This window comes from Solwaraspora sp. WMMA2080 (assembly GCF_027497395.1).
Taxonomy (GTDB): Bacteria; Actinomycetota; Actinomycetes; order Mycobacteriales; family Micromonosporaceae; genus Micromonospora_E.
The window spans coordinates 1,356,041-1,378,323 of sequence record NZ_CP114910.1 but is presented as its reverse complement, the minus strand read 5'-3'; the positions used below and the strand labels follow the sequence as shown (position 1 = coordinate 1,378,323).

Annotated in this window: 16 protein-coding genes; 8 read left to right on the top strand and 8 right to left on the bottom strand. The window is 72.4% G+C overall.

The features are described from left to right. Nucleotides 1–193 precede the first annotated feature (193 nt). Nucleotides 194–1,426 (top strand): IS110 family transposase, encoded by a 1,233-nt coding sequence (locus O7543_RS06120; protein WP_281551456.1) that lies wholly within the window; start codon nt 194–196, stop codon nt 1,424–1,426. Nucleotides 1,427–1,487: 61 nt separating this feature from the next. On the opposite strand, the gene cobM is transcribed toward O7543_RS06120, so the two are convergent. The 3 genes from cobM to O7543_RS06105 form a co-directional block, all read right to left on the bottom strand. Further along, on the bottom strand, nt 1,488–2,231 hold the full coding sequence (cobM, locus tag O7543_RS06115; RefSeq protein WP_281554743.1) for a precorrin-4 C(11)-methyltransferase: 744 nt from the start codon (nt 2,229–2,231) through the stop codon (nt 1,488–1,490). Further along, nucleotides 2,228–3,457, bottom strand: a complete 1,230-nt coding sequence (cbiE, locus tag O7543_RS06110; RefSeq protein WP_281554744.1) for a precorrin-6y C5,15-methyltransferase (decarboxylating) subunit CbiE — start codon at nt 3,455–3,457, stop codon at nt 2,228–2,230. The genes cobM and cbiE overlap by 4 nt, the downstream gene beginning before the upstream one ends. A 76-nt stretch (nt 3,458–3,533) precedes the next feature. Beyond that, on the bottom strand, nt 3,534–3,941 hold the full coding sequence (locus O7543_RS06105; RefSeq protein ID WP_281554745.1) for a PPOX class F420-dependent oxidoreductase: 408 nt from the start codon (nt 3,939–3,941) through the stop codon (nt 3,534–3,536). A gap of 580 nt (nt 3,942–4,521) precedes the next feature. Between O7543_RS06105 and O7543_RS06100 the strand changes: the two genes are divergently transcribed. From O7543_RS06100 to O7543_RS06085, 4 genes are all read left to right on the top strand, one after another. After that, nucleotides 4,522–4,977, top strand: coding sequence for a hypothetical protein (locus O7543_RS06100; protein ID WP_281554746.1), 456 nt, complete (start codon nt 4,522–4,524; stop codon nt 4,975–4,977). Nucleotides 4,978–5,365: 388 nt separating this feature from the next. Continuing rightward, nucleotides 5,366–6,955 (top strand): hypothetical protein, encoded by a 1,590-nt coding sequence (locus O7543_RS06095; RefSeq protein WP_281554747.1) that lies wholly within the window; start codon nt 5,366–5,368, stop codon nt 6,953–6,955. Continuing rightward, nucleotides 6,952–8,430, top strand: coding sequence for an NADH-quinone oxidoreductase subunit NuoF family protein (locus O7543_RS06090; protein WP_281554748.1), 1,479 nt, complete (start codon nt 6,952–6,954; stop codon nt 8,428–8,430). Before O7543_RS06095 ends, O7543_RS06090 begins: the two co-directional genes overlap by 4 nt. 108 nt (nt 8,431–8,538) lie before the next feature. Beyond that, nucleotides 8,539–9,084, top strand: a complete 546-nt coding sequence (locus tag O7543_RS06085) for a hypothetical protein (RefSeq protein WP_281554749.1) — start codon at nt 8,539–8,541, stop codon at nt 9,082–9,084. Nucleotides 9,085–9,101: 17 nt separating this feature from the next. On the opposite strand, the gene O7543_RS06080 is transcribed toward O7543_RS06085, so the two are convergent. Beyond that, a complete protein-coding gene (locus O7543_RS06080) occupies nt 9,102–13,655 on the bottom strand; it encodes an HAD-IC family P-type ATPase (protein WP_281554750.1) in 4,554 nt (1,517 codons plus the stop codon). Between the two features lie 238 nt (nt 13,656–13,893). On the opposite strand from O7543_RS06080, the gene O7543_RS06075 reads away from it, so the two are divergent. Together O7543_RS06075 and O7543_RS06070 are read left to right on the top strand one after the other, a co-directional pair. Next, complete coding sequence (locus O7543_RS06075; protein WP_281554751.1) at nt 13,894–15,732, top strand: S8 family peptidase; 1,839 nt, start codon at nt 13,894–13,896, stop codon at nt 15,730–15,732. Between the two features lie 26 nt (nt 15,733–15,758). Then, nucleotides 15,759–17,243, top strand: a complete 1,485-nt coding sequence (locus tag O7543_RS06070) for a hypothetical protein (RefSeq protein WP_281554752.1) — start codon at nt 15,759–15,761, stop codon at nt 17,241–17,243. A gap of 12 nt (nt 17,244–17,255) precedes the next feature. Here O7543_RS06070 and O7543_RS06065 read toward each other — a convergent pair whose 3' ends face one another. Both O7543_RS06065 and O7543_RS06060 read right to left on the bottom strand, forming a co-directional pair. Then, nucleotides 17,256–17,933 carry a methyltransferase domain-containing protein gene (locus O7543_RS06065; protein ID WP_348650121.1) on the bottom strand — a complete coding sequence of 226 codons (678 nt, stop codon included), beginning with the start codon at nt 17,931–17,933 and terminating at the stop codon, nt 17,256–17,258. A 106-nt stretch (nt 17,934–18,039) separates the two neighbouring features. Continuing rightward, nucleotides 18,040–18,228, bottom strand: coding sequence for a DUF2795 domain-containing protein (locus tag O7543_RS06060; RefSeq protein WP_281554754.1), 189 nt, complete (start codon nt 18,226–18,228; stop codon nt 18,040–18,042). A gap of 195 nt (nt 18,229–18,423) precedes the next feature. Between O7543_RS06060 and dnaK the strand changes: the two genes are divergently transcribed. Next, nucleotides 18,424–20,208, top strand: a complete 1,785-nt coding sequence (dnaK, locus tag O7543_RS06055) for a molecular chaperone DnaK (protein WP_281554755.1) — start codon at nt 18,424–18,426, stop codon at nt 20,206–20,208. Between the two features lie 55 nt (nt 20,209–20,263). On the opposite strand, the gene O7543_RS06050 is transcribed toward dnaK, so the two are convergent. Together O7543_RS06050 and O7543_RS06045 are read right to left on the bottom strand one after the other, a co-directional pair. Then, nucleotides 20,264–21,544 carry a mechanosensitive ion channel domain-containing protein gene (locus O7543_RS06050; protein ID WP_281554756.1) on the bottom strand — a complete coding sequence of 427 codons (1,281 nt, stop codon included), beginning with the start codon at nt 21,542–21,544 and terminating at the stop codon, nt 20,264–20,266. Nucleotides 21,545–21,572: 28 nt separating this feature from the next. Continuing rightward, nucleotides 21,573–22,253, bottom strand: a complete 681-nt coding sequence (locus tag O7543_RS06045) for a BON domain-containing protein (RefSeq protein WP_281554757.1) — start codon at nt 22,251–22,253, stop codon at nt 21,573–21,575. Nucleotides 22,254–22,283 lie beyond the last annotated feature (30 nt).

The window sequence follows — 22,283 nt, the reverse complement described above, 5'->3', positions numbered from 1 at the left end:
AGCCGGTGAGCACTCCGGGTTCCTGGACGTCGAGTCCTGACGAAAGATCGTGCCCCGGCTGGTCGGTGTGGAGAGTTGATCGCTGATGGGATGTCGTGCCCGCCCGGTCGCGGCGTGAGCACTGCTTCATTAGGTCGCTGATGGTTCTCCTCCTGGCTACCAGCGGTGATCGACTCAATAGGCGGGAGAGACGTTGCTGTTCATAGGAGATGACTGGGCGGAGGACCACCACGACGTCGAGCTCATGGACGCCTCCGGCCGCAGGCTGGCCAAGGCGAGGCTGCCCGAGGGCATCGCCGGCATCACCAGGCTCCACGCGATGATCGGCACGGCGCTCGGCGACGACATCGACGCCGACGCTGCTGCTGCTCAGGTAAAGATCGGTATCGAGACCGATCGGGGCCCGTGGGTGCAGGCGCTGGTCGCCGCCGGGTACACGGTGTACCCGGTCAACCCGTTGCAGGCGGCCCGCTACCGGGAACGTCTGGCGGTGTCCCGGGCCAAGAGCGACGCCGCCGACGCGCACATGCTGGCCGACATGGTGCGCACCGACTCGCACCAACTGAGCCCGATGGCCGGAGACTCGGCGGACGCCGAGGCGGTCAAGGTCGTCACCCGGATGCACAAGACGCTGATCTGGGAACGCACCCGTGCTGTGCAGCGGCTGCGGCACGCGCTGCGGGAGTACTTCCCTGCGGCGTTGGAGGCGTTCGAGGACCTCGACGCCGCTGACACCCTGCAACTCCTCGCGAAGGCCCCTGATCCGGCCAGCGCCGCCCGGCTGAGTATCAGCCAGATCAGCGCCGCTCTCAAACGGGCCCGGCGCCGCGACGTCGCGGCCAAGGCCGCGTCGATCCAGGCGGTGCTGCGTGCCGAGCACCTCGGCCAGCCGGCCGTGGTCACCACCGCCTACGCCGCGTCGGTGCGCGCCCTGGTCGCCCTGCTGGTCACTCTCAACGAGCAGGTCAAGGCCCTGCAAGGGCAGGTGGAGGACCATTTTGGCCGGCACCCGGACGCTGAGATCATCCTGTCCCAGCCCGGACTGGGTGCCGTCCTCGGCGCCCGGGTGCTCGCCGAGTTCGGTGACGACCACGACCGCTACGCCACCGCGAAGGCCCGGAAGAACTACGCCGCGACCAGCCCGATCACCCGCGCGTCCGGGAAGAAGAGGACCGTCGCGGCCCGGTTCGTCCACAACGACCGGCTCATCGACGCCCTGATGACCCAGGCGTTCTCCGCGTTGAAGGCCTCGCCGGGTGCCCGCGCCTACTACGACCGGCAACGTGCCCGCGGCGCCAGCTACAACGCCGCGCTGCGCCAACTCGCCAACCGGCTCGTCGGCATCCTGCACGGATGCCTGAAGACCGGCACCGTCTACGACGAGGCGACCGCGTGGTCGCATCACCTCAGCAAGGCTGCTGCTTGACATTCAAGCTCCTGGGATGTCTTTCGTGGATACTCCGGCCTTCTTCAGGCGGGGAGGATTGTCAATGCCGGCACCGGTCGGCGCTGTACAGATGGCTGTCGGGGAAATTTTCCGCGCCGAGCACCGCGCCGACGATGATCACTGCGGTACGCCGTACGCCGGCGGCGTGCACCTGGTCGGCGATGTCGGCCAGCGTGCCCCGCAGCGCCACCTCATCGGGCCGGCTGGCCCGGGCCACCACCGCCACCGGACAGTCCGCGCCGTAGTGCGGTACCAGGTCGGCGACGACGGCGTCGATCCGTTGCACCGCCAGGTGCAGCACCAAGGTGGTCCGGCTGGCACCGAGGGCGGCCAGCTCCTCACCGGGGGGCATCGGGGTCGACCGGTCCGATACCCGGGTCAGGATCACCGTCTGTCCGACCTCGGGGACGGTCAACTCCCGCCCGAGCGCGGCGGCTGCGGCGGCGAAGGCGGGCACGCCGGGCACGATCTGGTACGGCACCCCGGCGGCGTCCAACCGACGGATCTGCTCGGCGACGGCGCTGAACAGCGAGGGGTCGCCGGAGTGCAGCCGGGCGACGTCGTGCCCGGCGGCGTGCGCGTCGACCATCTCTGCGACGATCTCGTCCAGGGTCAGCCGGGCGGTGTCGACCAGCCGGGCCCCGGGCGGGCAGTGGGCGAGCAGCTCGGTCGGGACCAGACTGCCGGCGTACAGGCAGACCGGGCTGCTCGCGATGACCTCGCGGCCACGGATGGTGATCAGGTCGGCGGCACCGGGGCCGGCCCCGACGAAGTGGACGGTCACCGGCGGTGCACCACCCACTGGGTGACCGGCATGGCCGGCCGCCAGCCGGTGAAGCCGCCGACCGGCGCTGCCCGACTGATCGCGATCCGGGTCAGGTCGCCGCCGTGGCGGGCATACCAGTCGGCGAGGAGCACCTCGGACTCCATGGTCACCGCGTTGGCCACCAGCCGGCCGCCGGGCCGCAGCGCCGACCAGGCGGCGTCCAGCAGCCCGGTGGTGGTGACCCCGCCGCCGACGAAGATCGCGTCCGGGGGGTCCAGGCCGACCAGTGCCTGCGGGGCCGCCGCGGCGACCACCGTGATGCCCGGTACGCCGAGCGTCTCCGCGTTCGCCGCGATCCGTTGAGCCCGCCGCGGGTCGTGCTCTACGGCGATGGCCCGGCACTGCGGGTGGGCGCGGGACCACTCGATGGCGATGCTGCCCGATCCGGCCCCGATGTCCCAGAGCAGCTGCCCGGGCAGGGGACCCAGCCGGGCCAGGGTGACCGCCCGGATCTCCCGTTTGGTCAGCTGGCCGTCGTGCTGGTAGACGTCGTCGGGCAGCCCCGGTATCCGGGGCAGCGGCGGGGTGTCCGGCTCGGCCCGGCACTGCACCGCGACGACGTTGAGCGGGTCGACGTCGAGGCCGCCCCAGTCCTGGGCGGTTGCCGTCCGCAGCCGTTCCCGGGCGCCGCCGAGTTGTTCCAGCAGGGTCAGCGGGCTGGGTCCGTAGCCCCGTGCGGTGAGCAGGTCGGCTACCTCACCCGGGGTGGCCGTGCCGGCGCTGAGCACCAGCAGCCGGCGCCCGGGGTGGACCAGGGGGTGCAGCAGCTGTACCGGGCGGCCGACGGCGCTGACCACGTCGACCTCTTCGACCGGCCAGCCGAGCCGGGCGCAGGCCAACGAGACCACCGACGGGTGAGGCACCGCCCGTACCCGCTCGGGGCCGAGCAGCCGGACCAGGGTGCCGCCGATGCCGTAGTGCATCGGGTCGCCACTGGCCAGCACAGCGAGGTGCTGCCCGCGGTGTTCGTCGAGCAGTCGGGGCAGGTGGGCGAGCAGCGGGGTGGGCCAGGTGCCGGTGGTCGCCGGCCGCTCGGGCGGTGGGATCAGCTCGATCTGCCGGCGGCTGCCCAGCAGCGCGGTCGCGGCGCGCAGCGCCGACCGGCCGGCGCCGGACAGCCCGTCCCATCCATCGGCGCCGATACCGATGACGGTGACCACAGCCGGTCCGGATCTGGGGGGCATCGTCCGACGGTAACGGTTCGCCGCGTCGCTCGACATGGCCACCCCGCCGGTGGTGATCCGCGTGACGCCGCCCGGATCAGACGTTGCCGAGCCGACGGGTGACCGTGATGACGAGCACCACCCGATCCGGGTTGGGGCGTGGTACCCGGTACCGCAGGGCGTAGCGCTGCTCCGCATCCCGGACCGTTGGCGGATCGTCGTGCAGCCGGGCCAGGCCTTCCAGCGTCGACCATCGCTTCCCGTCGACCTGGCAGACGGCCACCCGGGCCCCGGTCACGCCGGCGGCCCGCACGTGTGCGGCCTTGCGGGACCGGCCGGAGGTGATCACCCGGGCGACGCCGCCGTCCGGGTCGAAGGTCACTCCCACCGGAACCACGTGCGGGCTTGCGTCCGGGCGCAGCGTGGTCAGCGTGCACAGGTGCCGTTCGCGCCAGAAGTCGCGCAGCGCGTCGCTGACCTTCGGCCCGGAAGCAGATGTCGTCACCCGTCGTATTCTGGCACCGTGGGCGCCGGGCGGCGGTCCCGACGCGCCCGTGTGGGGCTGGCCGGCCGGTCCCGGTGCGGTCGGTGCCGAATCGGCTGCGTTGAGTCGTGGCTCAGCAATGGGGTGCCGTGCTGGCCGTCGAACCAAGCAATTGCTAGTCCGCTACAGCGCGTCCAGCAATCGTTCTCGCAGGGTGCGCGAGTAGTGTGTCTCGGCGGGGCGGCGCGCCTTAACGTCGGTCTCCCGCAAGAGTCGGCTGCGTCGCCCCACCTTCGAAATCGGCCATCGGCGGCGGCCCGGTGGGTGCCCGTCCCGGTGCTGTCGACCCCGCCCCGTCGACGCGGTGCCCGTCGGTCTAACGATCTGTAGACCCGGTTGAACCGTCCCCGTCGGACCGCCGTATGCATGGTCGAGACACCGGCGGAGACCGCCGACGCCTCACCGAACATCCTCCGACAGTGTCTGGCGGCCCCACGCTCGGGGCGTCGCCGGACACGGGCCGTGCGGCCCACCGGGATGCCGTCGATCGAGCGGCGCGGCTACCGGCAACTGTCCCCAGAAGGGTTAGGTTGTCAGTCCCATGTACTCGCGTTCTCCCCGGCGGAGGGTCGACCACCCGGTCGGTCCCTCGCCGTTGAACTCCCGGCGGTGGAAGGTGGCCGGCACGGTCGGCTTGGCGGCTGTGATCATGGGGGCCGGTCTCGGTCTCGCGGCGGCGGACACCTCTGCCGCCAACGATGTCGGGGTGATCGTCTGTCCGAGCGTGGTGGACCGGTTGCCGGCGGTGCCGGCGGCGGCGCAGGCCGAGGTGGACCGGAATCTGCAGGCGCTGGAGACGCAGCTTGCCGAGGCCAACGCGCGGTTGGTGAGCAGTCAGGGTCAGGGTGGTCCCAACTTCGTGGACAACGCGATTCTTGGTCCGTTGGCGAGTAAGCGGGCGGCGGCGATCGAGCGGATCGCGATCTCGATCGGTCGGCAGGGGCAGCACCCGGCCGGTCTGGACCAGCTCGCCACCTGTGAGCTGCGGGAGGACTGACTCCGGCCGACACAGACAGGTTCCCGCCGCTCACCCGGGAACCCGCCCCTCCGGCGCCGCCCTCCTCGCGGTCGCCGGAGGGGCATCTTAATTTCGGCTTAGAATCTATTGTGATCATACGGTGACTTTGTGTGTCGCCAGGTACGTTTTTGCACGTGGATTGAGTGGTAGGTAGCGGGATGATTCCGGCAGCCTGGTGACCTGACAATCAAATCCGCGTGCCGTTCATCCGTCGACGCCTCAACTACGTAGATGCTGAGGGACGGCACTGGAGCGGGCGAAACGACCGGGAAGCGGTACGGTTTCTCCGGCGCCAAGCCAAGGGCAGGGCACTCGCGGTGGACCGGGCGGATCGGTCCGGCCGGTGCGGGTGTGTGGATGGCACCGAGTGGAGATCGAGGAGCAGATGGCGCGGACGAACCAGAACCAGCGACCCGCCGGCCCCAGGGCAGAACTCTCCGGCGGGCGACAGCCGTCCCGCCTTTCGGTCCTGATTCTCTCGGCGTCGGTGCTGGCGGCCTTCTGGGCCCTGGCGATGCTCACGTCGGCAGGCCGGGTCGGGTACGTCTACGCGTTCTTCTTCCTGGATTTCTTCGGTGGCGTCTTCGCCCTGGTCGCGCTCAGCATCACGGTGATGGTCGGTCTGCTGGCGACCGACCGGATCGTGCTGCTGCCCCGGCACCGGGTGCTGCTGCAGTCGGCGCACCGCACCACCGGGATCATGGCGATCACCTTCCTGGTGCTGCACGTCATCACGCAGATCACCACCGGTGCGGTCTCCGCTGTCGGGGCGTTCATCCCGTTCCTCGGCGGCGGTCAGGCGATCTACGTGGGTATGGGCACCCTCGCGGCGTACCTCATGTTCGCCATTATGTGGACCGGTCTGGCGCGGGCCCGGTGGGTCGGTGTGGGCCCGCCGTGGCTGTGGCGAGCGCTGCACAGCGGCGCCTACGTCGCATGGCCGATCGGGATCACGCACGGACTCGGCACCGGCCGACCTCCGGCGACCTGGGTGACGCTCAGCTACGTGATCTGCGTCGTGCTGGTGGTGATCGCTCTACTGGTCCGGTTCGCCACCGGCGTGGGCAAGAAGAAGCCGTTCGTGTCGCAGGCCACCGGCACCTCGATGAAGCCGGTCGGCAGGATGGCCGACGACTCCCGGTCCGGATCCGGATCGTCGCGCCGCCGGGGCAGCCGGGACGACGGGATCAGCCTGGAACCGGCGACCGCCCGCTTCGGGTCGTTCGGCGACAGTGGTGTGGACATGATCGATTCATGGGCGCCGGCCGGTGCCGGGCGCGGCACGTCCACCCGGTCCGCCGACCGGTACCGGGTACCCGAGGTGGGACGACCCGCACCGCGGTCGCGTCCGGCCGCGACCGAGGACTCCCGGGAGTACCGCCGGTCCGACTCCGGCCGCGGTCGCTACGCCGAGGAGGAGACTGGCCGGGGCCGGTACGCCGAGGACGACACCGGCGCACGCCGGCGCTACACCGAGGAGCCGGACCAGCGGCGCTACGCCGAGCCGGCCGGCGGCCGGCGGCGCCAGGTCGCCGACGACGGTGGTTACGAGCCTCGCGAGTCACGGCGTTCGGTGGCGGAGACCATCGGCTCCCGGGGCCGCTACGCTGATGACCGTCCGGTCTCGGGCACCGGTGCCCGTAGCCGGTTCGCCGACGACCGTCCGGTTTCCGGGGCCGGCCCGCGCGGCCGGTTCGACGACCGTCCGGTCTCCGCCGAGCCGGCCCGCGGTCGGGCGTCGCGCTACCGGGCCGACCCCGATCCGGCACCGGTGGACCGGGAGCTGGATGACTACCTGCCGGCCGACGACACCCCGACGCTGGTCGATCTGGCCTCCCGGCGGGCCCAGCGGGCGGCTGCGGCGGAGTCCGCGGGCAGCCGGCGGTCCCGGCGACGTCGGGACGCGGAGGATTCCGACGACGAGTACTGGACGCAGCTTCGAGGAGAGGCGAATTGAGCACGGCATCGGTCCCGCCGGTCGCCACCGTCGGCCCGCCCCGGTTGACCGCCGGGTTCGAGGAGTTCGGTCGGCTCGATCTGCGGGCGCACGAACAGGTGCACGGCGGGGTCGGACCACTGTCGGTCGACGACCTGATGCGCTTGGCCGAAGCGATCGACCTGCGGGGACGGGGCGGCGCCGGGTTTCCGTTCCACCGCAAGGTCAAGGCGGTCGTCGAGTCAGCCGACAAGCAGGACAAACCGGTTGTCGTCGTGGTCAACGCCACCGAGGGGGAGCCAGCCAGCTGGAAGGACAAGGTGCTGCTCACCCGAGCCCCGCACCTGATCCTGGACGGCGCCGCGTTGGCGGCGTACGCGCTGGAGGCCGACGAGATCGTCATCGGTGTCGCCGACGACGGCGTCGGCGGCGCGTCGCTGTCGGCGGCGCTGGCCGAACGCCGGATGCCGGTGCCGGCCAGCATCGTCACCGTCCCGCACCGGTTCATCTCCGGCGAGGGCGGGGCGCTGGTCCGGGGCATCAACGGTCTCCCGCACATCCCACCCGGCGTCAAGGTCCGGGCCAGTGACTCCGGGGTGTCCGGCCTGCCGACGCTGCTGTCCAACGCGGAGACGTACTCCCAGCTCGCCATCGCCGCCCGGCTCGGCCCCTACGAGTACGGCGCGGTCGGCCTGGCCGACGAACCGGGGACGGTGCTGCTGACCATCGGCGGGTCCGCCGCCCGTCCGGCCGTGGTGGAGTGCCCCACCGGGACCCCGCTGCGGGACATTCTGGAACTGTGCGAGGCACCGGTCGGACCGGGGCTGCTGATCGGTGGCTTCCACGGCAAGTGGATCACCCCTGAGGCGGTGTCCGTGGTCGACGTGTCCCGGAAAGGTTTCACCAAGGTCGGTGGCACGATTGGCGCCGGCATCACGATCCCGCTCGGCGACAGCACCTGTCCGATGGGCGAGGTCGCCCGGGTGGTGCACTATCTCGCCGGTGAGTCGGCCGGGCAGTGCGGGCCCTGTCGGCTCGGCCTGCCGGACCTGGCCCGCACCGTCGACTCCCTGGTCATCGGCAGCGCGGCGGTCGATATGGTCCGGGCTGCGGCGAGTGTGGTGAAGGGCCGGGGTGCCTGCAGCCATCCGGACGGTACGTCCCGGTTCGCCATCTCGGCGCTGGAGGTGTTCACCGAGGACCTGGCCGCCCACGCCCAGGGCGACGGCTGCGGCAAGCCGGTCAAGGGTGTCCTCCCGTTGCCGGCTGACGCGCCGTCCGGCGGCACCAAGCGGCTGAGTGTGGACTGGACCCGGTGCGACGGGCACGGCCTGTGCGCACACGTGGTTCCGGAGTTCATCCGTCTCGACGCGAACGGCTATCCGGCCTTCCCGCCGTCCCCGGTTCCGGTGTGGTTGGAACCGGGTGCCCGCAAGGCGGTCAACATGTGTCCGGCGCTGGCGTTGCGGTTCGGCGAGGGCAAGGGCGGCCACTGACCGCAGCCGCCGGCCGTCCCGCTTCGCAAACCGGCACGTCGGCGGCTTCCCTTCCCGACCGGCTGCTGAGACACTGCTGTGGTGTTGAAATATGTCAATCTGCCTCGGGTGTCGCGCCGACGCGTCGCGGCGTGGTGGCTGGTACCGGAGCTGCTGGTGCTGATACTGCTCGCGGGTGGCTTGCACTACTCGACCGCGGCGACCGCGCCGGTGCTGACCGAGGCGCAACTGCGCGACGACGCCGCGCTGCGGATCGCGACCACCATCGAGCAGTCCACTGCGGACGAGCACGCCGCGCACGGCCACGAGGTCAACCCGGACGAACGGATGCTGTGCACTGCGGAGGTCTGGCGGCTGGACCCGGCCACCGTCCGATCCGACGACGTGGGCACGGCCTACGGCTACTACCTGTGCGCGACAGGTACGCCGGGCACGCCGTACCTGCTGTCCCGGATGAACGCCGGCCCGATCGTGGCCCGGCTCACCGATCCGCCTGAGTTGACCGTCGCCCAGCTCGACCAGGACTTTCGGACCCAGGTCGAGGCGATGATCCCGGCGGAGTTCGTCGATCAGGCGTTCAAGGGTTTCACCGACCCGCAACGGGCGGACGGTTTACGGCAGCGCTTCGAACGCCAGATCAGCGCGGCGGCGTAGGCCGCCGACTCCGGGTGTCAGACCGGGACCGGGGCGTCGGTGCCGGTAGGCCGCAGCCGGCGCACCGGGCGGACGGCCCGGCGTACCCGGTGACCGGCGCCCCGGTGAGCGACATCCGTTGTCAACCGGCCCAGGCGGGTCCGGCGGAGCCGTTCGATCCGTTCCAGCGGCAGCAGCCCGAGCCCTGCCGCGGCGACCGCCGAACCGCCGACGATCGACCAGCCGACCGGTCCCAGTGGACGGCAGCCGAAGAACTGACTGACCACCGGCGTCTGCACCACCCCGAACAACGCCCCGAGCGACACCCCGGCGGCCGCCAGTACCGTCGGATCACCCTTCGCGGCGACCGCGGTCTGCGCCAACTGGGCGGCCACCAGCGCGGCGAGCGCCACGCTGCCGGCACGGGCGGGGGTGCCGGTGAACCGGGCGGTCAGCCAACCTCCGGTGGTGGCCAGCGCGGTCGCCGCCGCCCGCCGGGCGACCTGCTGGTTGAGACTGGCGCCGAGCGACGACTCCGGTCCCTCGCGGGCGAGTTCGTCGGCGCTGATTCCCCGTGGTGGGCGGGACGCCACGGCGATTGCCGGCAGCAGGTCGGTCATCAGGTTGACGAACAGGATCTGCCGGGGGTTGAGTGCCTGCTGGCCGGCGATGAGCGAGCTGCCGACCGAGAAGAGGATCTCCCCCAGGTTGCCGCCGAGCAGCAGGGCGAGGGCCTCACGCACCGACACCCACATCGCCCGCCCTTCGGCCACACCCTCGGCGATGCTCTCGATCCGGCCGTCGACCACGATCATGTCCGCCGCCTGGCGGGCGGCGCTGGTGCCGTGATCGCCGAGGGCGATTCCGACGTCGGCGAGTTGGATCGCCGGTGCGTCGTTGGCGCCGTCACCGGTCACCGCGACGACCCGGCCCGCCTGGCGCAGCGCCCGGACCACGGCGACCTTGTGGGCCGGACTGACCCGGGCGAAGACCGCTGTCCGGGACACCAGTTCGGGCAGCTGGTCCGGTCCGGCGGCGTCGAGGTCCGCCCCGGTGACTACCGCGCTGCCGTCGAGCAGGCCGAGTTGCGAGCCGATGGACTCGGCGGTGCTCGGATGGTCACCGGTCAGCATCACCACGGTGATCCCGGCGCGGCGCAGCCGCCGGACGGCGTCGGCGGCGGTGTCGCGTGGCGGGTCGGCCAGGCCGAGCAACCCGTGCAGCTCCAACCGGTCGATCCGGTCGTCGTCGAGGTCCCGGCGACCGGACGCGACCCGACCGGCGACGGCGAGTACCCGCAAACCGTTGCGGGCCAGCCCGTCGATGGCCAGGTCGATCTCGCGGCGGCCGGCGTCGTCCAGCGGCACCACCCCGTCGGTGCGGCGCCAGGTCGCGCACCGCGGCAGCACCGTCTCCGGGGCGCCCTTGACGCTGATGACGGCACCACCCGGGCAGGTACCGAGCACCGCGTGGAAGCCCCGGCCCGGCTCGAACGGCAGCTCGGCGAGGGGTTCCCAGCCTTCGGCGCCTTCGCGGATGCCCACCCCGGCCGAGTACCCGCCGTCGACCACCGCCTGGTCGGTCGGGTGAGGCAGTTTCTGATCGCCGTCCGGAACCGGGGTGGCCCGCAGCGCCGCCGACAGAATCCGTCGCAGGTCGGAGCCCAGCGCGTCGACCGGCTCGGTTCGGCGGCCGTCGCAGACACTCTGCAGCCGGATCGATCCCTGGGTTAGGGTGCCGGTCTTGTCGAAGCAGATCACGTCGACCCGGCCGAGCGCCTCCATCGCCCGGGGATCCCGGATCAGCACGTTGTGCCGGGACAGCCGTCTGCTCGCACTGAGCTGGGCGGCGGTGGCGACGAACGGCAGCCCTTCGGGGATGGCGGCGACGGCGAGGGCCACCGAGGACCCGACCGATTCGGCCAGCCGGCCCCGCAACAGCCCGCTGCCGAGGGTCGCCGCGGCGGCGGCGAGCGCGGTCGGTACCGACGCCGAGGTGATCTGACGCAGCCTGGCCTGCACCCCGCCCCGGGGGGACTCGTCCTGCACCTGGTCGACGGAGCTGCCAGCCTCGGTCGATCGACCGGTCGCCACCACGACGGCGGTTGCCGTGCCGGCGGCCACGGTACTGCCCGCGTACACCATGCTGGTGCGGTCGGCGACCGCGTCGGCTCCGGTGCCGTCGACGGTCTTCGCTACCGGCACCGACTCACCGGTGAGGCTGGACTCGTCCATCTCCAGCCCGTTCGCGGTGACCAGCCGGCAGTCGGCGGGCACCGAGTCGCCGGCTTCCAGGCAGATGAGGTCGCCGGCCACCAGGTCCTCCGCCGGTCGGACGTGCTGTTCCCCGTCGCGCTGCAGCCGTACCCGCAGGGCCCCGGCACTGAGCAGCCGGCGCAGCGCCCGCCCGGCCGCCATCTCCTGGGCACCGGCGAGCAGCGCGTTTGCCATGATCACCGAGAGCACCATGACGGCGTCGACGGTCGATCCGGTCATCGCCGACACCCCGGCACCGGCGGCCAGTGGACCGGTCAGCGGGGTGTCCAACTCGGCTGCGGTGGCCTGCCACAGGCCCCGGGCCGGTCCGTCGTCGGATTGACCACCGGACTGTTCAGCCTGTCGCTGTCGGGCCTGTACGTCGCTGAGCCCTTCGGTCGAGGAGCCGAGCCGGGTGAGCACCTCGTCGACCGGCATGGCGTGCCAGGGCGCCCGGCTTCGCGGCGCGGGTGTCGGCCGTCCACGCAGCCCTCGGGCCGCCCGGTGCCCGATCGCCAGGTTGACCAGGCCAGCCACGTTGTCGATCAGCAACGACCGCGAGCCGCCACGGGGGCTACCGTCGAGCACGCCGAGCGCGGCGGCGGCGACGGAGCCGAGCATGGCACGCCGGGCGCTGTCGGTGCTCACCGAACGGGCCAACGCCGTCGCCTCCAGTACCAGCCAGGCGGTCTCCAACCCGGGCGCGCAGATCAGGTGAGCACCCCAGGGCGGGCGCCGGGCGGCGGCCCGGATCACCCCGATTCCGCAGTCTGCGGCGGCCAGGGCGACGTCGTTACGGGCGGCGATCAGGGTGACCCCGTGACCGGCCTGCTGCAACGTCCGTACGGAGGCGGCCAGTTTCGATCCCCCGGCCACCGTCCCCGCCGCCTGGCAGCGGCTGGCGAGCATGCTGCCGGTCGGGCCGGTCGCCGGACTGCGGCCGGCCCGGCTGCGGCCCGCGATGAGCAGCTGGCCTACCCGGCGGGCTGCCGTGGTGAGCGCCTCCGCCAGCGGGTCCAGCTCGGCCTCGGCGCGTACCAGGGCCATCGGCTCTCCGTGGTGGGTGAGCACCAGCAGGTCGCCGCCAGGAGTCCCGGCCCGGGCGCCGTTCGGCGGAGCACTGCTGCCGAGCCGGTCCAGCAGGTCGGCTGGCAACGCATGGGTGAGCCGGTGCGGGGCAGTCAACGCCCAGCCGTCGGTGGCTTCGCCGGCGTCTGCTCTGCCGGGGGGCGGCTGGGGCTGGTCGCGGCCGTCCCCCGGGTCGGTGGCGGGATCGACCAGTCGGGCCGCGACCCGGCGGGCCTGCTCCTCTGTTGCGCTGATCGGGACCACCGCGGTGACCAGGGTGCGGCCGGTGAGTAGAACCGAGGCGTCGACGATCACCGTGTCGACCCGGTCCAGCCGGCGCAGCGCGGCGGCTTCCCGCACCACCACGCCCCGCCGGGCGAGGAACCGGCCGAGCTCCCCGCAGTAGGCGTCGCGGCCGGTCCGGGCGCTGCGCGGGGACGCGACCGCGGTGACTCGGGCGGCACGCTGCCGGCCGCCCGGCAGCATGGTGAGCATTCCGGCGGCGACCAGGGTCAGCGTGCTCATCCGTTGGGCGTACCGCTCGATCGGGCCGTCCGGCAACGGTCGAGGGCGGTCCGGCGCCGGCAGCGCCGGTGCGCGACTGCTGTCCGGGTCGGGATGCAGTTCGTGGGCCCGGGCGGCCCACACCTTGTGGTAGGCGGAATCCTCGGCGATCAGCGCGACCCGCAGTACGGCGTCGGTGAGGCTGGTCAGCGGGCGTTGTGAGGCCGCTGCCACGGCGGTGCTGAACAACGCCTGACCGAGGTCGGCGCCGACCGGGCCGAGAGTACGGCGCAACCAGGAACGCAGCTGCGGCACGTGCTCGAAGGCGGCGGGCAGTGCGGCGAGTTCGTTGGGTAGTGCGGGCAGCCGGAGTACCTTGCCTACAGCTCCGACACCGGCGCCGATCAGATCACCGGCCAGTGACACGGCGTTACCGAGGCCGGCGTCGACGTGGGTGGTGCCGGTCGCTCGCGGGGCGAGGCGCCGCTCCGCGTCGGCGAGCGCGGCGACGAGCCGGGAGTTGCCGAGCACCTCCGGGTCGAACCGGATCACCATCCGGCCCAGCGCGCCGTTCCAGGCCGCCCAGTGCACCCCGTCGACCTCGTGCAGAGCCTGCTCCAGCCGCTGCACGTCGGCGATCGCCCGACCATGGTCGTCCGTGCTGACCTCGAGATGGGCGTGGCCGTCGTAGGCCCAGGCGTGCCGGGCGTGGGCCATCCGGCGGTGCCGTACCGAGCTGATAGTGGCTGCCGGACGCTCCAGCACGGGCGTCACCTCCCTGGCGTCGGTCCGCCCCGGGGGATGACGGTCTGTGATGGCTCTCGTCTCCTCACCGTAGAGCCGGGCGATGCGTAGCTGAGCAGGTTTCCTGTTTTCGGGGCCGGTGGCGGTCCGGAAGTGAGGTCGATTGCTCACTTCAAGTAGTTGTCTCGTCGCTCTATGCTTGAGGTGGCCGCTGCGGTCGTCGATCGGCCGTTCGCGGCGCTGGTGGGAGGGGACCGCCGTGACGCAGCCGGATGACTGGGACAGCCGTACGCTGATCGCGCTCGCCGGCCGCCCCCGGGCCGCCCCCGGGCTCGCTGCGGTGCTGCGCGAGGTGGCCTTCCGGTACGGTGACCGGCTCGGCGACGCCGAGCGTGCCGACCGCGACGGCGAACCGCAGTGGCACCACCGGGTCCGGCAGGCGTTGGACCGGCTGCGCGCCGCCAACCTGGTCACCGGTGGCCGGACCTGGTCGTTGACCGACGCCGGTCGGGCGCGGGCTACGCTGCTGGCCGGCCACCGGGCATCGGCTGTGCCGGCACCCGACGGGCCGCCCGCCACCGTCGGCAACGGCGCGCCCGGTCCGGACAGTCCAGCACCGCTCGCCGCGCCCGGGGTGATCACCGATCCGTTGCGGGCGGTAACCGGGCGGCAGCGCCTCGGCTTCCCACTCGGCCCGGACGAGCCGGTGCCGGTGCTGGTCGCGGTCAACCTGCACTTCGCTGGCGGACCGCAGCGCGCCACCGAGCAGTTGGCCGGACTCTGGTTCCGGGTCACCGCGGGTCGGCACCCCCGGCCACTGGCCGGCGAGTACGTCGTCGGTGAACTCAGCGTCAACCAGATGAAGCGGCTGGTAGCGGCGGACACCGTGATCGGCGATCCGCATCAGCGCAGCGTGCACCGGATCTGGCCGGACTTCCCGGTCCGGCCTCAGATCGACGTCTCGGCGGCCACCATCAAGGCGGACGCGGCCCGGCGGACCTTCAACGCCACCGGCGAACGGATCGTCTGGGCGGTGGTCGACTCGGGCATCGACGCGCGGCACCCGCACTTCGCCAGCTACGCGACGCTCAGCGCACCCGAGGTTCGCGACCTGCACCGCAGCTTCCCGCCCGGGGCGCGGCCCCGGTCACATGACGCGCTGACCGACGACAGCGGCCACGGTACCCACGTCGCGGGGATCATCGCCGGCGGCGTGGACGACTGGGTGCGTCGGCATCCGCAGCGGACGGTACGGGTGATCGAGCACCGCTACGACATCGACGATCCGGCCGTCCCGGTCCCGGTGTCACGCCCGGTGGTCGATCCGGCCTCGATGGTGGGTGTCGCGCCGCTGGCCAGGTTGGTCAGCCTGAAGGTGCTGCACGGCGGGGGTGATCTCACCGAACGGGTGTCCCGGGTGATCGCCGCGCTGGCCTACGTGCGCGAGGTCAACGCGCGCAGCGACCGGGTGATGCGCATCCACGGGGTCAACCTCAGCGTCGGGTACGAGTTCGATCCGGAGTGGTTCGCATGTGGCCAGTCCCCACTCTGCCGCGAGGTGGACAAACTGGTCCGGTCCGGGGTGGTCGTGGTGACCGCCGCCGGGAACTCCGGGTACGGCGCGGTGGGCGCGCCGTTCGGCGTACCGTCGCAATTCACGCTGGGCGCGACGATCAACGATCCGGGCAACGCCGAACGCGCGATCACGGTCGGGTCGACGCACCGCGACATGCCGCACACCTACGGGGTGTCCTACTTCTCCTCGAAGGGGCCGACCGGCGACGGCCGCCGTAAGCCCGACCTGGTCGCTCCCGGCGAGCGGATCGTCTCCTGCGCGGCGGGTGCCCGGCTGGCCACCACCCAGGCCGGCGGCCCGGACCCGCGCACGGCGGTCTACCTGGAGGAGTCCGGTACGAGTGTGGCGGCACCACATGTTTCCGGTGCGGTCGCTGCGTTCCTGTCGGTGCGTCGTGAGTTCATCGGCCAGCCTGAGCGGATCAAGCAGATCCTGCTCGACACCGCCGTGCCGCTCGGCCGCGACCGGCGCTACCAGGGCCACGGGCTGGTGGACCTGATGCGGGCACTGCAGTCGGTGTGACCACCGGTGGCGGCGGGAGGGGCCCGATGATGGACCGACGGATCGGCGGTCTTCCATGGTGGGAGCTGCGCTTCGACGCCGGAGGGGATCCGGACCCGGTGTCGGTGGCCGCGCTGCTGTCCGGTGCCCGCGCCCGTGGCGTCACCGATCTGGTGGTGCTCGCGCACGGCTGGAACAACGATCGGGATGTCGCTGACGCGCTCTACGCCGCCTTCTTCAACCTGCTCGCCGGCCAGGCCCGGCGGGCGGGACCGTGGGCCGAGAGTCTGGGGCTGGTCGGCGTGCACTGGCCGGCGCGCCGGTGGCCCGACGAGCCGGCACCGGACTTCGAGCCGGTCGGCGCGACCTGGCCCGGTCCCGGCCCGGCCGGGCTCGCCGGTGCCCGTGCCGGGGCAGGTCCGGTCGGCCGTCGCGGCACGGGCCGTCCCCGATCGGCGGTTCTGGACGACGAGACGCTGAACGTGCTGCGGGCCACCTTCCCTGCTGGCGCGCCGGCCCTGGACCGGATGGCGCACCTGCTGCGCACCTCGCCTACCCAGGCCCGGGTGCGGGCCTTCGCCAACGAACTCCGCCAGTTCGCGACGGTGGCCGACGACGGTTGCGGCGACGACGGCGACGCGGTACCGACCAGCCCGGTCCGGGCGAGGGCCGGGAGACCTGTGGACGGTCCGGCTCCGGCCGGACCCGCATCGGCGCTGCCCGCGATGCTCGACGTGGACCCGGTCACCTTGTACGCCCGCTTCCTCGACGAGCTGCGGCGCTGCCACACCCCACTGGACGCGGCGGTCGGCGGCGCGGCCGGGCTGGTGGACCCGCTGCGCGGAATCTGGTACGGGGCCAAGGAGGCGCTGCGGCAACTGACCTACTGGCAGATGAAGGGCCGGGCCGGCCGGATCGGGCGGGCCGGCCTGGGGCCGGTGCTGACCCGGCTCGCCACGATGGCGCCGTCCGTGCGGATCCACCTGGTCGGGCACAGCTTCGGGGCTCGGCTGGTCAGCTTCGCCGCCGACGCGGCGCAGCCGGCAGCCGGCGGAGCGGTTCGCCCGGTACGGTCGTTGACCCTGCTGCAAGGGGCGTTCTCCAGGTTCGCCTTCGCCCCGGCGCTGCCGTTCGATCCGGTCCGGTCCGGTGCTCTGGCCGGGCTGCCGGCCCGGATCGACGGGCCGGTCTCGGTCTGCTTCTCGACCAACGACTCGGCCCTGGGCGTGTTCTATCCGCTCGCCTCGCTGGCCGCTGGGGACGACGCCGCAGCGACCCCGGCGCTCGCCGAGCGGTGGGGGGCACTCGGCTTCCACGGTGCCACCGCCGTCGGTGCCCGGTCGTTGCCACTGGCGGCAACAGGCCACGGCGGTTACCGACTGGAGCATCGCCGGGTCCACAACGTGAACGCCACCGCCGTCGTGCGCCGCGGAGGGCCACCGGCCGGCGCGCACAGCGACATCGTCCTTCCGGAACTCACCTGGCTGGTCCTGGTGGCCGGCGGACTGGTGCCGCCGCCGGCCGGGGCCTGACCCGGCCGGCGACTAGTCGAAGAACCGGGCGAGGTGGCCGGGTGACGGCTCGGGATCGTTCGGACGGGCGGCGACCAGGTCGGCGAAGACCGTGGCCCCGTCGCAGGAGGCGTGCTGGGGATACCAGCGTCCGGCGGCCCCGGGCTGCTGACAGATGCCCTTGATCGTCTGCAGGTCGAAGAACCGCAGGTGGGTCGGGTCCGCGACCGCGTTGACATGCCGCCACCACGGGGAGAGCACATGCAGCACACCGCCGGGCCGCAGCACCCGGTGGCACTCGTCTATCAGGCGCAGGTAGTCGGTCAGGTGCTCCAGCACGTGCACCGCGAAGATCTGATCCGCCGCGTCGTCGCGCATCGGCAGGCCGTCACGCAGATCGGCGACGACCGCCACCGCCTTGCCCGGTCGCTGGTCCAGGCCGATGTTGCCGGGGTACTGCGGGCCGTCGCCGCAGCCGATGTCGAGGACTACCGGCTCGGCGCCGGCGATCCGGACGCGGTCCCAGACCCCGTGCACCCCCGCCAACCGTCCGATCGCCTCGCGGACCCGCCGCAGTGCCGCCTCGTCGGCGACGTCGCCCGTCACATGCGCGACGCCGCCGTCGAACCGGACCTCGACGTCGAGGTCGCGCAGTCGGGGATCGGCGGCCAGCAGATCGCTGGCGGTGGTGGTCAGGTAACCGTCGTGCAACCGGTGCCGGGTACTGGAGAACTCCGCGTAGAACACCCGACGCCGGTACCCGGCGTCAACCGGACGAAACGCGGTACGTGCACACCGTCCGTCGTGGGTCGGGGGTTCAGCCGGGTGGGCCGATCTCGGCCAGCAACTGCTCGGCGTTGACGAACCGTTCGGCGGGCAGCGCCCGTAGCGCCTGCAGCAACGCGGTGTCCGCGCCGAGTTCCTGTGCCCGCCGGACCAAGTCCTCACGGGAGAGCGGGAAGTCCAGGCCGTCGACGTAGTCGGGGAGCCGCGGTGCGTCGGTCATGGCGGCAGCGGTACCCGGCCCCGGGCCGGTCTACGCCTTCCCGGCGGGCGTCAGATGACCCACGTCCGGTCGCACGCCCGGCCGTCACCCACCCGAGCTCACTCCGCCCGGGTGACGCGGCGTCATCCGGGCGGCTGCCACGATCACGACAGCTCAACCGGCCCGCGCCGGACGCCGGTACGAGGGGGGACGGTCATGCCGCGCGCAGTGGGAATCGACCTGGGCACCACCAACTCGGTCATCGCCGCGGTCTCGGGGGGCCGGCCCACGGTCGTACCGAACCTGACCGGGTCGCGGACCACTCCCTCCGTGGTGGCGTTCACCGAGGCCGGCGCCCTGCTGGTGGGCGACGCCGCCTGCCGGCAGGCGGTGCTCAACCCGCAGGGGACCGTCCACTCCGCCAAACGTTTCGCCGGACGGCGTTACGACGAGGTCGGTCGGGAAGCGGCCGAAGTGGCCTTTGGCGTGGTCGGTGACGGCGGTCTGGCCCGGTTCGACGTCAACGGCCGCCGGTACGCTCCGGAGGAGATCAGCGCGCTGGTGCTACGCAACCTCGTCGACGAGGCGGCCAGGACGCTCGGTGAACGGATCGACCGGGCGGTGGTCACCGTACCGGCGCACTTCGACGACGCCCAGCGCACCGCGACCCGCGAGGCCGGCCGACTCGTCGGCCTGGAGATCCTGCGGCTGATCAACGAACCGACGGCTGCCGCGCTGGCCTACGGGCTGCACCTGCGCCAGCGACAGACGATCCTGGTGGTCGATCTCGGCGGCGGGACCTTCGACGTCAGCGTACTGACCGCCGGTGACGGCACCGTCGAGGTCCGCGCCGCGGCCGGCGACACGCACCTGGGCGGTGACGACTTCGACCACCGCCTGGTGGAGCACCTGGTCGCCGAGTTCCACCGGGACCACGGCATCGACCTGGCGGCGGACCCGCAGACCCGGCGGCGGGTCGTCGAGGCGGCTCGGCGGGCCAAGGAGGAACTGTCCGCGGTCACCGAGGCGGAGGTCAACCTGCCGTTCGTCGCGTCGGACGCCGCAGGTCCCAAACACCTGCGGACCCTGATCGACCGGCCGTCGTTCGACGAACTCACCGGTGACCTGGTGGAACGCTGTCGCAATCCGGTGGAGCAGGCGATGCGGGACGCGCGGGTCACCCCGGCGGACCTCGACCGGGTGCTGATGGTCGGTGGCGCGACCCGGATCCCCGCGGTGCGTGACCTGCTGCGCCGGCTGGCCGACGGTCAGGAGCCGCAGTTGCTGATCAACGCCGACGAGGTGGTGGCGCTCGGCGCCGCAGTGCAGGCCGGGCTGCTCATCGGTACGGGTGGACCGGCCCGGTTGCGGGACGTCACCCCGCTCGCCCTCGGACTGCAGGTACACGACGGGACGATGGCGGCGATCATCGAGCGCAACACCGCCATCCCGGTCCGTCGGACCCAGGTCTTCTCCACCGCGGAGGACGGCCAGACCAGCGTCGACGTCGTCGTCCGGCAGGGCCAGCGCCGACAGGCTGCGGACAACCGGGTCCTCGGGCGGTTCCGGTTGTCCGGAATCCGACCGGCGCCGCGTGGGGTGCCCCGGATCGAGGTCACCATAGACACGGACGCCGACGGAATGGTGACGATCTCGGCGCGCGACGCCGACGGCGGCAGCCGTCAGTCGATCGTGGTGACCGAGATCGTCGAGCCACGGTCGTCGGTGGGTCACGCCGGGCCGGTGGCCGCCGCCACCGACCCTGCCGGGGATCTGGAGTCACTGATCGAGCTGGTCGAGCGGGAGCTGTCCGGACCGGCCACCGGAGCACCCGCCCACGAGCGCGCCCGGGCCCGGATGCTTCTCGACGACGCCGGGGGCGCGTTGCGTGAGCACGCCCCGGTGGAGCGGCTGCGGACGCTCGCCGCGGAGCTGCGACAAGTCGCCGCCGTGTTCGTTTCGGCGATTCCCGGTGCAGTTGGTCGCACCGAGCGCGACTAACTGACGTCCGGCCCGGCGTCGGTTGCCGGCCCGGCGTCGGTTGCCGGCCCGGCGTCTAGTCGCCGGGGCGCGGCGAATCAGCCGCGGCCGAATCGATCGTCCGTTGCCGGCGGTTCGCCGCAGCACTGCCGAACTGCCGGGTGCCGGCGGCGCGGGCCGCTCTTCCGCGCGGTCCGGTGCCGCGGCTGCTTCCCGGATCCGGTCCGCCGGCACCGGGTCGTCCCAACCGGGTCGTGCCCGTGCGGCCGGTCGGCGGGCCGGCGGCTGTGTGCCGGGCCGGCGGCAGTGCTTCCTCTTCGACCGGAGCGGCCAGCTCGCTGCGGGCCCTGGGCAGCCAGTCGGGATGGTGCCGGCGGAGGAACGCGAAGATGCCCTCGCGTAGCTCGCACCGCAGGTCCCACGAGCTTGGCGCGTCGGCGGCCGAGGCGAGCAGCCGTATGCAGATGGTCGTCTCGGTCGCGTCCACCACCTGCATCACCCATTCCCGACGGTCCCACAGCGCGGAGGCGTCGACGATGCGGTGCGCCTCGGCCCGCAGCACGTCGATGTCGGCGGTGAAGTCCAGGTGCAGGATCACGCTGCCCAGCACCTGCGCCTCGTTGCGGGTCCAGTTCTGGAACGGGGTGGTGGTGAAGTAGGACGTCGGCAGAATCAGCCGGCGCTGGTCCCAGACCCGTACCACGACATAGGTGAGCCGGATCTCCTCGACCCGGCCCCACTCCTCGTCGACCACCACGACGTCGTCGAGGCGCAGTTCGTCGCTGAAGGCGAGCTGCAGCCCGGCGAACACGTGGCCGAGCACCGACTGGGCGGCCAGGCCGGCCACCACCCCGGCCACGCCGGCCGAGGCGAGCAGAGACGCGCCCAACGCCCGGAGCTGCGAGAACGTCATCAGCGTCGCAGCCAGCGCGACGATACTGATGATGACCGCGGTGAGCCGGCGGAGCAGACCGATCTGGGTACGGGCGCGTCGCCGCCGTCGGTTGTCCGCCATGTCCACTGGCAGCCGGCGGAACGCGGTGTCCTCGAAGACGAACAGGATCCGGATCACCAGCCAGGCGCCGGCGTAGATCAGCGCGAGCAGCAGGATGTGCAGTGCCTCGTCTCGGACCTCGCCGGTGATGCCGCTGAACGGCACCGCGAGCAGCAATCCGGTGACCAGCAGCGTCGCGCTCCATGGCCGGTGGCATTCGCGGTGCAGGGTGCTGAGGAACGGTGCGACCCGGCCGCGTGCCGCCTGCCGGACCACCTTGCCGGAGAGCCAGGCCAGGGCCAGCGAGCCACCGACCGCGACGACCACCGTCGCCACCGCCCGGCCCAACTGCTCGTCCCACACCGCCCGGTGACCTCCGCCCGCCGCCCGGTCAGCTACCGGGTTCCACGGTGATCCGGTTCTCCACCGCGGTGACTCCTGGCGCCGACCAGGCGATCCGCTCCGCCTCCTCGCGCTCCAGCCAGGAGCGGACCATCCCCTTGACGATGACCCGGCCACCGTCGGTGTCGACGGTGACCTGCCGGGCGTCGGTGGCGGCGCTGCGCACCAGCGCGTCCTCGATGCTGCGTCGCAGCTCCGGTGCCGAAGGGTTGATCCGGGGGCGGACGGCGATCAGATTGGTCACCCCGCGTACCCCGGACAGCCGACGTACCGCCCGCTCCGCCGCTCGTCGCTGAAACTCCCATTCGACCTCACCCTTGAGTGTGACCCACCCGTGGGCGACGGTCACCTCGAGCCGTTCGATCGGAACGAAAGCGTCCCACTCCAACGCTCGGGTGGCGGCGCCGGCGACATCGGCGTCGGTCCGCTCCGCCGAACTGGGCAGTCGTACCTCGATGTCGTTGGCGACCGCGGTCACCCCGCGTACCCGGTGGGTGGTGCGTTCCGCCGCCCACTTCTTGCCGTAGTTGTCGACCCAGCCCAGCAGCGTCACCACGCCCTCCAGGACGGTCACGCCGATCTCGTTGGGCTGGACCCGGGCGTCCCATTTGAGCTCCTCGAGGACGTCACGCTGGATCTCCTCGTCCGTACGCACGGTCGCGGCGGTCAATGTTCCTCCAACGAATGTCGTCGTGCCGGG